We start from the raw sequence: 12765 nt of genomic DNA, 5'->3' as shown, positions 1-12765 counted from the left end.
ATATATGGGGTTCACTTCAGTCGGGCGGTATTTGAAAACCCGCAGCATCCGTACACCCGCAAGCTGATGGCCGCCGTACCGGTTGCCGATCCTGAGCATCGTCACGCCCAGCGCGTGCTGTTGCAGGACGAAATGCCGAGCAATATTCGTAAACGGGGCGAAACTCTGGAGCGCGTGGCGCTGCGTGAAGTCGGTCCCGGTCATTTTGTCGCACCCCCGCGTCAGGGCAATGCATTCTCGCGGTTATAACTTACAACAGGCAGGAGAACACAATGGTTCCTTTTGTTGCTCGTCAATGGCTGCTTGCCGCGAGCGTGACGGCTGCGCTGGCCGCCGCCCCCGCATTCGCGGCGAAAGACGTGGTGGTGGCTGTGGGGTCTAACTTCACGACGCTGGATCCGTATGATGCTAACGACACCCTTTCTCAGGCGGTGGCAAAATCCTTCTACCAGGGGCTGTTCGGCCTGGACCGCGAGATGAAGCTGAAAAACGTGCTGGCGGAAGGCTATACCGTGTCGGACGACGGGCTGGTCTATACCGTTAAGCTCCGTACCGGCGTGAAGTTCCAGGACGGCACCGACTTCAACGCCGAGGCGGTTAAGGTCAACCTGGACCGAGCCAGCAATCCGGAAAACGGTCTTAAGCGCTACAACCTGTATAAAAATATCGCCCAAACCGAGGTGGTTGATCCGGCGAAGGTGAAGATCACCCTCAAAGAGCCGTTCTCGGCGTTTATCAATATCCTGGCGCATCCCGCGACGGTGATGATTTCCCCTGCGGCGTTAAAGAAATACGGCAAAGAGATTGGCTTCCACCCGGTGGGGACCGGACCGTACGAACTGCTTACCTGGAACCAGACCGATTATGTGAAGGTAAAGAAATTCGCCGGATACTGGCAGCCGGGGCTGCCGAAGCTGGATACCCTCACCTGGCGGCCGGTCGTGGACAACAATACCCGTGCCGCGATGCTGCAAACCGGCGAAGCGCAGTTTGCCTTCCCCATCCCCTACGAACAGGCAGCGCTGCTGGCGAAAAACAGCAAGCTGGAGCTGGTGGCCAGCCCGTCGATTATGCAGCGCTACATCAGCATGAACGTCACGCAAAAACCGTTTGATAACCCGAAGGTGCGCGAAGCCATCAACTACGCCATTAACCGCCAGGCACTGGTGAAGGTGGCCTTTGCCGGCTACGCCACCCCGGCGACGGGCGTGATGCCGCCAACCATTGAGTACGCGCAGAGCTATCAGCCGTGGCCGTACGATCCGGCGAAAGCGCGGGAACTGCTGAAAGAGGCGGGCTATCCGAACGGCTTTAGCACCACGCTGTGGTCGTCGCATAACCACAGTACCGCGCAGAAGGTGCTGCAATTTACCCAGCAGCAGCTGGCGCAGGTGGGCATTAAAGCCAGGGTCACGGCGATGGATGCCGGACAGCGCGCGGCGGAAGTGGAAGGCAAAGGACAGAAAGAGAGCGGCGTGCGGATGTTCTACACCGGCTGGACGGCTTCAACCGGTGAAGCGGACTGGTCCCTGTCGCCGCTGTTTGCTTCCCAGAACTGGCCGCCAACGCTGTTCAATACCGCGTTCTACAGTAATCCGCAGGTGGATAAGGATCTGGCCGATGCCCTGAAAACCACCAAACCGGAAGAGAAAGCGCGCCTGTACAAAGAGGCGCAGGACATTATCTGGAAAGAGTCGCCGTGGGTGCCGCTGGTGGTGGAAAAACTGGTCTCAGCCCACAATAAAGCGCTGACCGGTTTTTACATCATGCCGGATACGGGCTTTAGCTTTGATGACGCGGATCTAAAATAAAACTCATGCTGAATTATGTGTGTAAACGCCTGCTGGGGCTTATCCCGACGCTGCTGATTGTGGCCGTGCTGGTGTTTTTGTTTGTCCACATGCTGCCCGGCGATCCGGCGCGTTTGATTGCCGGACCGGAAGCGGATGCGACGGTTATCGAACTGGTACGTAAACAGCTCGGTCTTGACCAGCCGCTGTATCGGCAATTTCTGCGCTACATTGGCAATGTCCTTCAGGGCGATTTCGGCATCTCGATGGTGTCGCGTCGTCCGGTGTCGGAGGAGATTGCCAGCCGCTTTATGCCCACCTTCTGGTTAACGATTGCCAGTATGAGCTGGGCGGTTGTGTTTGGCCTGGGCGCGGGGATTGTCGCCGCCGTCTGGCGCAACCGCTGGCCGGATAAGCTCGGTATGGCGCTGGCGGTCACCGGTATCTCTTTCCCGGCGTTTGCGCTGGGTATGCTGCTGATGCAGATTTTCTCCGTCGAGCTGGGCTGGTTGCCCACCGTCGGGGCCGACACCTGGAAGCACTACATTCTGCCCTCTATGACGCTTGGCGCAGCCGTTGCGGCAGTGATGGCCCGTTTCACCCGCGCCTCCTTTGTCGACGTGCTGAGCGAAGATTACATTCGCACCGCGCGGGCAAAAGGGGTGAGTGAGAAATGGGTCATTCTGAAGCATGGTTTTCGTAATGCGATGATCCCGGTGGTCACGATGATGGGGCTACAGTTCGGCTTCCTGCTGGGCGGCTCTATCGTGGTTGAGAAGGTCTTCAACTGGCCGGGGCTGGGGCGTCTGCTGGTCGACTCGGTCGATATGCGTGACTACCCGGTGATTCAGGCGGAAGTCCTACTTTTCTCGCTAGAATTTATTCTTATCAATCTCGTGGTGGACGTGCTGTACGCCGCCATTAACCCGGCCATCAGGTATAAGTAAGATGCGATTACTGAACTGGCGTCGCCAGGCCATTTTAAACGCTATGCCGGGGATCAGGCCGGACCATATTCGCACCCCGTGGGTTGAGTTCTGGCGTCGATTCCGCCGTCAGCCCGTCGCTATGGTCGCCGGGTTGTTTGTGTTACTGCTGATCCTGGTGGCGATTATCGCCCCCTGGATAGCCCCGTTTGATGCGGAAAATTACTTCGATTACGACCGGCTGAACGATGGACCGTCGATGATGCACTGGTTTGGCGTGGACTCGCTCGGGCGCGATATTTTCAGCCGCGTGCTGGTAGGGGCGCAGATCTCGCTGGCGGCCGGGGTCTTTGCTGTGCTGATGGGCGCAGCAATTGGCACCGTGCTTGGGCTGGTGGCCGGGTACTATGAAGGCTGGTGGGACCGCATCATCATGCGTATCTGCGACGTGCTGTTTGCCTTTCCCGGTATTCTGCTGGCGATTGCCGTGGTGGCGGTGATGGGCAGCGGCATGGCGAACGTCATCATCGCCGTGGCGGTATTCACGATTCCCGCTTTCGCGCGCCTGGTACGTGGCAACACGCTGGTGCTGAAGCAGCAGACCTTTATCGAGTCGGCCCGCAGCATGGGAGCCGGCGATGCCACTATCCTGTTCAGCCATATTCTGCCGGGAACGGTCTCGTCTATCGTGGTCTATTTCACCATGCGCATAGGCGTGTCGATTATCTCGGCGGCCAGCCTGTCGTTTCTGGGGTTAGGCGCACAGCCGCCGACGCCGGAGTGGGGCGCGATGCTGAACGAGGCGCGGGCGGATATGGTGATCGCCCCGCACGTGGCGATCTTCCCGAGCCTGGCGATTTTCCTGACCGTGCTGGCGTTTAACCTGCTGGGGGATGGGCTGCGCGACGCGCTGGATCCGAGGATTAAGGGGTAGGTTTTTGCAGGAACTTACCCCTCACCCTAACCCTCTCCCCTGAGGGGAGAGGGGACTGCTCGGTGCGGTCTGTTCCCCCTCGCCCCTTTGGGGAGAGGGCCGGGGTGAGGGGTTAAAGATTAAACCCGGCTGCCCCACAAATCATACTCGTCGGCGTTTTCAACCTTCACGCGAATAATATCGCCCGGCTTGACGTTGGTTTCCCCGTTCAGGTACACCGCGCCGTCGATTTCAGGCGCATCCGCCATGCTGCGGCCAATCGCGCCTTCTTCGTCCACTTCGTCGATAATGACCAGAATTTCGCGGCCCACTTTCTCCTGCAAGCGTTCAGCAGAGATCTGCTGTTGCAGCTGCATAAAGCGGTTCCAGCGTTCCTCTTTGACCTCTTCCGGTACCTGGTCCGCCAACTCGTTGGCCGTTGCGCCTTCAACCGGGCTGTACTTGAAGCAGCCCACGCGATCCAGACGCGCTTCTTTCAGGAAGTCGAGCAGCATCTGGAAATCTTCTTCGGTTTCACCCGGGAAGCCAACGATGAAGGTGGAGCGCAGGGTCAGTTCAGGGCAGATCTCGCGCCACTGCTTGATGCGCGCCAGCTGGCGGTCAACGGATCCAGGACGCTTCATCAGCTTCAGAATGCGCGGGCTGGCGTGCTGTAACGGGATATCCAGATACGGCAGTATTTTGCCTTCCGCCATCAGCGGAATCACGTCGTCAACGTGCGGGTAAGGGTAGACGTAGTGCAGACGCGTCCAGATCCCGAGCTTAGCAAGCTGCTCGCACAGGCCAACCATGCTGGTTTTTACCGGCTCGCCGTTATGGAAGCCGGAGCGGTGTTTGACGTCCACGCCGTAGGCGGAGGTGTCCTGGGAGATGACCAGTAACTCCTTCACGCCCGCGTCGGCCAGGCGTTTGGCTTCTGCCAGCACCTCGCCAATCGGACGGCTCACCAAATCGCCACGCATCGACGGGATGATGCAGAAGGTGCAGCGATGGTTGCAGCCTTCGGAAATTTTCAGGTAAGCATAGTGGCGCGGCGTCAGCTTCACGCCCTGTTCCGGCACCAGGCTCAGGAACGGGTTGTGCTTTGGCTTTGGTACGTAGTGATGAACATGTTCCAGCACCTGCTCGTAGCTGTGCGGGCCGGTGATCTCCAGTACCTTCGGATGCACTTCGCGGATCTGATCCACCTTCGCGCCCAGGCAGCCGGTGACAATCACTTTGCCATTTTCCGTCAGGGCTTCACCAATGGCTTCCAGTGACTCCTGGACCGCGCTGTCGATGAACCCACAGGTGTTGACGATCACCATGTCGGCGTTGTCGTAGCTTGGCACCACGTCATAGCCTTCAGTGCGAAGTTCAGTCAGGATGCGTTCGGAATCCACCAGGTTCTTCGGGCAGCCCAGGGAGACAAAGCCGATTTTCGGCGGGTGCGTAACATTGCTCATAGGTTAAAAATTCATCAATTATGGAGTTATCAGGGCGGGATTTTACAGCGTATCGCGGGGGATTTATACACTCTTGATGGCGCAGTTGAGGCGGGCAATCGTTGTAACATTGTAAAGAATGTTAATCAGTTATCGTTTATTGATCTCAGGCATCACATTGTACAAAAAATGACCTTATTATTAATAGGGTAACATGGCTGACAGAGGAGGAAATAGCATGTCCGTTGACAGACTGAAACGCGATCTGCTTAACAAGCTGATCAACGCCCGAATCGACCTGGCTGCATATCTGCAACTCCGCAAGGCGAAAGGGTATATGTCAGTCAGCGAAAGCGAAAATCTGCGTGATAATTTCTTTGAACTTTGCAATTTCATGCGTGAAAAAGCACCCATCCTGAAAGCGCACTGCGCTGAGAACGAATTAGTGGCGCTGCGCCGCGCCGCCGAGGTGCTTTCCATCGCCGGGGTCTGTTTGATGAACGGACGTCACGACTGCCCGAATTTTATTGCCGTTAACGCGGAGAAGCTTGAAAACTGCCTGACCACGCTCGCGCTTTGCATCATGTGTCTGAACAAGCCGGAAACGCTTGCCCGACACTGAACCTGGGGGAGGCAACTCCCCCTTTTGATTAAGCTTTTGTAAAAGTGTTAACGCACCCGGGAACAGTGGCTAATCTTTAAGCCATATGCCGATAAAGGAGTGCGTTATGCCTCGATCCTCGCTGCTTTTCCTCCCTGTACTGTTATTCCCGCTTTCGCTGCTTGCGGCGCCCGAGACGGTTAAGGTCGACGTGCTACAGACAAAACTGGATCACCCCTGGTCGCTGGCGTTTCTGCCTGATAATAAAGGGCTGCTGATCACGCTAAAAGACGGGCAGCTTAAGCACTGGCAGGCAGGGAAAGGGCTCTCCGATCCGATTGTCGGCGTGCCGAAGGTCTGGGCGAGCGGCCAGGGCGGATTGCTGGACGTGGTGCTGGCCCCGGATTTTGAACAATCACGGCGGATCTGGCTCAGCTTCGCCGAGGCGGGTGATGATGGAAAAGCGGGTAGCGCGGTGGGCTACGGGCGGTTGAGCGATGACCTCTCGCGCATTGAGGGCTTCCAGGTGGTGTTCCGACAGATGCCGAAGCTCTCTACTGGCAACCACTTTGGCGGACGGCTGGTGTTCGACGGCAAAGGCCATCTCTTTATTGGCTTAGGTGAAAACAACCAGCGCCCGACGGCGCAGGATCTGGATAAGCTTCAGGGTAAGGTGGTGCGCCTGACGGAGGACGGGAAAGTGCCGCCGGATAACCCGTTTGTGAACACCGCCGGTGCACGGCCTGAAATCTGGTCTTACGGCATTCGCAACCCGCAGGGGATGGCGATGAACCCGTGGAGCGACGCGCTGTGGCTTAATGAACACGGCCCTCGCGGCGGGGATGAGATCAACATTCCTGAAAAAGGCAAAAACTACGGCTGGCCGATGGCCACGCACGGGATCAACTACAGCGGCCTGAAAATCCCGGAAGCGAAAGGCGAGCACGTTGAGGGCACTGAAAAACCGCTGTTTGTCTGGAAAGTGTCGCCCGCCGTCAGCGGCATGGCGTTCTACAACAGCGACGTCTTCCCGCAGTGGAAAAACAAGCTGTTTATCGGCGCGCTGAAGGAGAAAGACGTCATCGTGCTGAGCGTGAAGGGCAATACCGTGACGGAGGACGGGCGCATTCTTGGGGATAAAGATCAGCGAATTCGCGATGTGCGCGTCGGGCCGGATGGTTATCTGTACGTGCTGACCGACGAGACGGACGGGCAGCTTTGGAAAGTCAGCCCGTCCGGGTCGTAATCAGGTCACCGGGATCATCACCACGTTGCGATACGCCGGGCGCTCGCTGAGCTGCTGGATCCAGCGCTGAAGGTGAGGGCGCGGGGTCCAGCTGAGACCCATGTTAGTGAGGTTCCAGACGAAAGGGGCGACGGCGATATCGCCCACGCCGAACGTGTCGCCGGAGAACCAGGTATGCTTCGCCAGTTCGTCGTTCATCATCGCAAACAGCGACTCGCACGCGTCCTGGGCGGCATGAATGGCGGGATAATCACGATCGGCTTCCGGCGTACGGATAAGCCCCATCAGGATCACGCGGTGCGTTGGGGAAAGCGTCTGGTTTGCCCAGTCCATCCATTTTTCGCCCTGCGCGCGCTGGGCTGGATTTTCTACCCACAGCCGACCCTGGCCGTACTGCGCGGCGAGGTATCGCACGATGGTGTTAGACTCCCACAGCGTGGCGTCTGTCTCGTCATCGCGCAGTAGCGGCACCAGTCCGTTTGGGTTCATCGCCAGGTAGTCCGCGTCTTTATTCACGCCAAACTCCAGGCCCGCCATAACCTGCTTAAACGGTAAATCCAGCTCTTCCAGCGTCCAGAGCACTTTTTTCACGTTGGTCGAATTGTTCCTGCCCCACAGCGTAATCATATTTACTCCCGATGAGATGTGAATCCGAGTCAGCTTTTCGCCATGGTGAGATAAACCTAACAATTACGCAACAGATGCTAAAAAAAACACCGCAATCAAAGCGTATCTGAATGTTATTGCATAAACTTTAAAAACTTTACCTGGAACAGGTTTCTTTGAAGGCTGTAGTGCGCTATTACTCATCGCTTCTTGCGACACGGTGATTGTGACGTGATTTTTAGAATGGACACTCGGGTGGCATTTATGACGCAAAAAACTTCCTCTCTGCGCAGCCTGGCGGCAGGCTCGGCGCTGCTTTTCCTTTTTGCCCCAACGCTCCATGCGGCGGAACAGACAGCGCCCGAAGCGCCGCCTGTTGATGCGCGCGCCTGGATCCTGATGGATTACGCCAGCGGGAAAGTGCTGGCGGAAGGTAACGCCGACGAAAAACTCGACCCGGCGAGCCTGACGAAAATTATGACCAGCTATGTGGTCGGCCAGGCGTTGAAAGCGAGCAAGATCAAGCTGAATGACATGGTCACCGTCGGGAAAGATGCCTGGGCGACCGGTAACCCGGCGCTGCGCGGCTCGTCCGTGATGTTCCTGAAGCCTGGCGACCAGGTCTCCGTGTCCGATCTGAATAAAGGGGTTATTATTCAGTCGGGAAATGATGCCTGTATTGCGCTGGCCGATTACGTCGCGGGCAGTCAGGACTCATTTATTGGGCTGATGAATGGCTACGCGAAAAAACTGGGTCTGACCAATACCACTTTTAAAACTGTTCACGGCCTGGATGCGCCGGGTCAGTTCAGTACCGCGCGCGATATGGCGCTGCTGGGCAAAGCGCTGATCCATGACGTGCCGGATGAGTACGCTATCCATAAAGAGAAAGAGTTTACCTTCAACAATATCCGCCAGCCTAACCGTAACCGTCTGCTGTGGAGCAGTAACGTTAACGTGGACGGCATGAAAACCGGTACAACTGCCGGGGCCGGATACAACCTGGTGGCTTCTGCGACGCAGGGCGATATGCGCCTGATCTCAGTGGTGCTGGGAACGAAAACCGACCGTATTCGTTTTAACGAATCCGAAAAACTGCTGACCTGGGGTTTCCGCTTCTTTGAAACCGTCACGCCGATTAAGCCGGACGCTACCTTCGTGAGTCAGCGCGTCTGGTTTGGTGATAAAAGTGAAGTGAACCTGGGAGCGGGTGAAGCGGGTTCCGTCACCATTCCACGCGGTCAGCTGAAAAACCTGAAAGCCAGCTATACCCTGACCGAGCCACAGCTCACCGCACCGCTGAAAAAAGGTCAGGTGGTCGGGACGATAGATTTCCAGCTTAACGGCAAATCTATTGAGCAGCGTCCGCTGGTGGTAATGGAAGCGGTGGAAGAGGGCGGCTTCTTCAGCCGGATGTGGGACTTTGTGTTAATGAAATTCCACGGCTGGTTTGGCAGCTGGTTCAGCTAAGTTTTTGCCGGGTGGCGGCTTCGTCTTACCCGGCCTACAACGGCTCGAACGTAGGCCGGGTAAGCGCAGTGCCACCCGGCATAACCTCAATACATCAACTTCACCTGCTGCGCTTTCGCGTATGCCACCAGCTCGTCATCCGGGCGGCAATCACTGACGATGGCGTCAAAGCGCGACAGTTCTCCCATCCTTGCCGGACGGACCTTGCCAAATTTACTGTGATCAACCACCAGCACATGCTGCTGCGCGGCGTTGAGCGCCCACTGTTTCACCGGTAACTCTTCAAGATTAAAACAGGTTGCCCCCTGTTTCACATTCACGCCCGCCGCAGAGTAAAAGGCGATATCAGGGCATACATTGCTCAGCGTGTCCTGAATATTCAGCGGCTTGAAGATGGCGTTGCTGGCATGAAACTCGCCGCCACACAAAATCACCCGGCATGCTGGTTTCTCCTGCAAAGCCAGGAAGGTATTTAGCGAATAACAGACGGCGGTAAAGGGAACGGTGCTGTCGATGGCCTCGATGATCCACGGGGTTGTCGTACCGCAGTCAAAAAACAGCGTTTGATGCGGCTGCACCAGCGAGGCGGCGAGCCGCGCGGCTTTGCGCTTCTCTTCCACCAGGCGTGTTTTTTGATCGCTTAACAGATAATGGCTGGCGCTACGCGGCTCCAGAACAATATACCCGCCAAGCAGCACAACGGGGGCGCTGTCGCTGTTCAGATCGCGACGAATGGTCATTTCAGACACGCCAAGCAGGGAAGCGGCTTCCTTAAGATGCAGCTTATCGCTGCGCTTCAGCGCCTGAAGCAGCTGAGCAATGCGGTCATCGCGACGTGTTTCCATAGATCCTCGGGCTAAAAAAGTGAGCCCCCGCAGGGCGGGGGCTCAAGTGTAACCTGACGGACCGGGGTTAGTCACGTATCCAGCCTTTGCGGATCGGAAGGGCAAACAGAACGCGATAGGCCTGTGATAATGCACGATAAAACGCCGGGCCAAAGAGGCTCCACAGGATGGCTGCGCTGACGCAGCCCATCAGCCCCACCAGGAAACCGCCGACCATATCCAGCGGCCAGTGCACCCCCAGGTAGACGCGGGACCAGGCGATGGCGACTGCCACGCCCATCAGCACTACGCCGGACCACAGGCGATGCCAGAACAGGAAGGCCAGCGCAAAGGTGAAGATCACCGTACCGTGATCGCTCGGGAACGAGTCATCCGGCGCATGGTGCAGGAAGTTGTAGCCGACGCGATCGACAAACGGACGATCGTGCGGGAAGGCGTGACCCAGCACGTAGCTTGCCAGCACGCTCACGCCAATTGCCATCGCCATTTTGATCACCAGATGGCGCTGGGCGGTGACCTGTGTACGAGGTCCCCATAACCAGAGGATCACCGCCAGCGCCGGTACAATGCTAATCAGATCTTTCGCAATGAAGGTGGCGAGATCGATCATCCATTCCGGTGACGACGGCGTGGCGTTGAGCAGGTAAAACAGTTCGTAGTTCAGATTTTCTAACATAATCTCGTTACTCTTTAGCAAACCGGGCGGAAACCAGCCCGTAAACCAGCACCTGGGAAAACCAGACCCACCACCCGGCCCACAGGTTGTGAGAGAAAAAATGCGCGCCGCGCATGACCTGCCCGAAGCCCATCACCAGCCCCATAACAATGCCTGACGCGACAAAGGACCATGCCAGGCGCGGACGTTCACGCCAGAAGGCAAAAAACAGCCCCATCACCATAAACCCGCTGGAGGCGTGGCCGCCGGGAAAGCAGCGTCCCGGTCCGCTGTCTGCCGGAACGGCGCTGAACAGGGGATACGAAACGGACCTGCCGCCATATTCCACCAGATCCCACGGACAGCTGTGGTGGCTTATGCTTTTCAGCACCCCTACTACCAGCGCACCCAGCCCCATCAGAAGCGCGGCCGTTACCAGTCGGGCATTGCGTTTGTAAGCGCCGTAAATCAGCGATGCGGCAGCGATAACAATGGTCACATATTTCGCCAGCCGATGGTTCAGCAGATCCAGCAACGGGTTTTGCTGTAGCGGAAAATGATGCGCCGCTGCGTCATACCAGAAACCGGTTATCCATCGGTCAAGCGATTCATCGCGCGAAAGCCAGGTAAAAAGCACCGCAAGGGCAATAAGCACGAAAAGTTGATAACCATAAAAGCGGGCAGGCAAACGGTAAAGACGTTTTGTCTTATTTGTCGGTAACTTAGATAATTCTGAAGGGCTGACGGCGTGTGTCATAGTTTCGGTCAATAACGTGAAATAGCACTATCATAGGGAGGGCAACTTAAGGAAACCTTAAACAACAACGATAAGTGCGTTATTTCTGTTTTTTCACGTTAATTTGCTATCTCAGACAGCGGCAATTCATTACACTCATCGCGATTTTTTCATACTAAAGAGATTGCATGATAAACCGTTCTTCTTCCGGTAATCGTCTGGGTCGTCAGGCGTTACTTTTTCCTCTGTGTCTGGTGCTTTACGAATTCTCTACCTATATCGGCAACGACATGATCCAGCCCGGCATGCTGGCTGTGGTTGAGCAGTACAACGCAGGTATTGAGTGGGTGCCGACATCCATGACCGCCTATCTGGCGGGCGGCATGTTTTTACAGTGGCTGTTAGGGCCGCTGTCGGATCGTATTGGCCGCCGTCCGGTGATGCTGACGGGCGTAGTGTGGTTTATCGTCACCTGTCTCGCCACGCTGCTGGCGCAGAGTATTGAGCAGTTCACGCTGCTGCGTTTCCTTCAGGGCGTGAGCCTGTGCTTTATTGGCGCCGTGGGCTATGCCGCTATTCAGGAGTCGTTTGAGGAGGCGGTGTGTATCAAAATTACCGCGCTGATGGCAAACGTGGCGCTGATTGCACCGCTTCTTGGACCGCTGGTGGGAGCCGCATGGGTTCACGTCGCGCCGTGGGAGGGGATGTTCGTCCTCTTTGCCGCGCTTGCGGCTATCTCTTTCTTTGGCCTGCACCGTGCGATGCCGGAAACCGCCACCCGCCTGGGCGAAAAGCTCTCGCTTAAAGAGCTGGGGCGGGATTATAAGGCGGTGCTGAAAAATGGCCGTTTTGTCGCGGGCGCATTGGCGACGGGCTTTGTCAGCCTGCCGCTGCTGGCGTGGATTGCCCAGTCGCCGGTCATTATCATCAGCGGCGAACAGCTTAGCAGCTATGAGTATGGCCTGTTACAGGTGCCGATTTTTGGCGCGCTGATTATCGGTAACCTGGTGCTGGCGCGTCTGACGTCACGCCGTACCGTGCGTTCGCTGATTATTTTGGGCGGCTGGCCCATAGCGGCAGGGCTGATTATCGCGGCGGTGGCGACCGTAGCCTCGTCTCATGCGTACCTGTGGATGACGGCGGGGCTGAGTGTTTACGCGTTTGGTATCGGCGTGGCGAATGCTGGCCTGGTGCGCCTGACGCTGTTCGCCAGTGAAATGAGTAAAGGCACGGTGTCTGCCGCGATGGGGATGCTGCAAATGCTGATTTTCACTGTCGGTATTGAGGTGAGCAAACATGCCTATGCTTTCGGCGGTAACGGGCTGTTCAGCCTGTTCAACCTCGCAAACGGTGTGCTGTGGGTAGGGCTGATGGTGGTGTTCCTGAAGGACAAACGCGTCGGAAGCGCACTGCAACCGTAATCCTTATTTCCTCTCCCTGTGGGCTGAGGGTTCCCCACGAATTAATGCGAGCACTGAGCAATCCCCTCGCCCCTCCGGGGAGAGGGTTAGGGTGAGGGGAACATACGGCGG

At 56.9% G+C, this 12765-nt stretch carries 12 protein-coding genes and 1 pseudogene; 8 read left to right on the top strand and 5 right to left on the bottom strand.

Annotated features, from left to right (window positions below; genetic code table 11):
* From CKK19_RS04795 to gsiD, 4 genes and pseudogenes are all read left to right on the top strand, one after another.
* Positions 1-249, top strand: a pseudogene (locus CKK19_RS04795) (glutathione ABC transporter ATP-binding protein GsiA); the annotation flags it as partial.
* A 23-nt stretch (positions 250-272) separates the two neighbouring features.
* A complete protein-coding gene (gene gsiB / locus CKK19_RS04790) occupies positions 273-1811 on the top strand; it encodes a glutathione ABC transporter substrate-binding protein GsiB (RefSeq protein ID WP_063854220.1) in 1539 nt (512 codons plus the stop codon).
* 5 nt (positions 1812-1816) lie between these two features.
* Positions 1817-2737 (top strand): glutathione ABC transporter permease GsiC, encoded by a 921-nt coding sequence (gsiC, locus tag CKK19_RS04785; protein ID WP_006809475.1) that lies wholly within the window; start codon positions 1817-1819, stop codon positions 2735-2737.
* A 1-nt stretch (position 2738) separates the two neighbouring features.
* Positions 2739-3650, top strand: a complete 912-nt coding sequence (gsiD, locus tag CKK19_RS04780; protein WP_032624585.1) for a glutathione ABC transporter permease GsiD — start codon at positions 2739-2741, stop codon at positions 3648-3650.
* A 119-nt stretch (positions 3651-3769) separates the two neighbouring features.
* On the opposite strand, the gene rimO is transcribed toward gsiD, so the two are convergent.
* Positions 3770-5095: a 30S ribosomal protein S12 methylthiotransferase RimO gene (gene rimO / locus CKK19_RS04775; RefSeq protein WP_023299671.1), complete on the bottom strand. Its 1326-nt coding sequence runs from the start codon at positions 5093-5095 to the stop codon at positions 3770-3772.
* Between the two features lie 217 nt (positions 5096-5312).
* On the opposite strand from rimO, the gene bssR reads away from it, so the two are divergent.
* Together bssR and CKK19_RS04765 are read left to right on the top strand one after the other, a co-directional pair.
* Positions 5313-5696 carry a biofilm formation regulator BssR gene (gene bssR, locus CKK19_RS04770; protein WP_063149500.1) on the top strand — a complete coding sequence of 128 codons (384 nt, stop codon included), beginning with the start codon at positions 5313-5315 and terminating at the stop codon, positions 5694-5696.
* A gap of 106 nt (positions 5697-5802) precedes the next feature.
* Positions 5803-6921, top strand: a complete 1119-nt coding sequence (locus CKK19_RS04765; protein WP_063854221.1) for a PQQ-dependent sugar dehydrogenase — start codon at positions 5803-5805, stop codon at positions 6919-6921.
* On the opposite strand, the gene CKK19_RS04760 is transcribed toward CKK19_RS04765, so the two are convergent.
* Positions 6922-7548, bottom strand: a complete 627-nt coding sequence (locus CKK19_RS04760) for a glutathione S-transferase family protein (RefSeq protein ID WP_046618554.1) — start codon at positions 7546-7548, stop codon at positions 6922-6924.
* Positions 7549-7791: 243 nt separating this feature from the next.
* Here CKK19_RS04760 and dacC point away from each other — a divergent pair, with 243 nt between their 5' ends.
* Positions 7792-8997 (top strand): serine-type D-Ala-D-Ala carboxypeptidase, encoded by a 1206-nt coding sequence (gene dacC, locus CKK19_RS04755; protein WP_063854224.1) that lies wholly within the window; start codon positions 7792-7794, stop codon positions 8995-8997.
* A gap of 86 nt (positions 8998-9083) precedes the next feature.
* Here the strand turns inward: dacC and deoR are convergent, their stop codons facing one another.
* From deoR to CKK19_RS04740, 3 genes are all read right to left on the bottom strand, one after another.
* The gene (gene deoR, locus CKK19_RS04750) at positions 9084-9842 is read right to left on the bottom strand and encodes a DNA-binding transcriptional repressor DeoR (RefSeq protein WP_022647554.1); all 759 of its coding nucleotides are present in this window, start codon (positions 9840-9842) and stop codon (positions 9084-9086) included.
* Between the two features lie 67 nt (positions 9843-9909).
* Positions 9910-10518, bottom strand: coding sequence for an undecaprenyl-diphosphate phosphatase (gene ybjG / locus CKK19_RS04745; RefSeq protein ID WP_063854222.1), 609 nt, complete (start codon positions 10516-10518; stop codon positions 9910-9912).
* A gap of 7 nt (positions 10519-10525) precedes the next feature.
* Positions 10526-11254, bottom strand: coding sequence for a phosphatase PAP2 family protein (locus CKK19_RS04740; RefSeq protein WP_063854223.1), 729 nt, complete (start codon positions 11252-11254; stop codon positions 10526-10528).
* Positions 11255-11421: 167 nt separating this feature from the next.
* Here CKK19_RS04740 and CKK19_RS04735 point away from each other — a divergent pair, with 167 nt between their 5' ends.
* The gene (locus CKK19_RS04735) at positions 11422-12654 is read left to right on the top strand and encodes an MFS transporter (protein ID WP_022647557.1); all 1233 of its coding nucleotides are present in this window, start codon (positions 11422-11424) and stop codon (positions 12652-12654) included.
* The last annotated feature ends 111 nt before the right edge of the window (positions 12655-12765 follow it).

It is taken from the genome of Enterobacter sp. CCUG 70166 (assembly GCF_020224095.1).
GTDB classification, from domain to species: domain Bacteria; phylum Pseudomonadota; class Gammaproteobacteria; order Enterobacterales; family Enterobacteriaceae; genus Enterobacter; species Enterobacter intestinihominis.
This window is presented reverse-complemented; position numbering and strand designations above follow the sequence as displayed.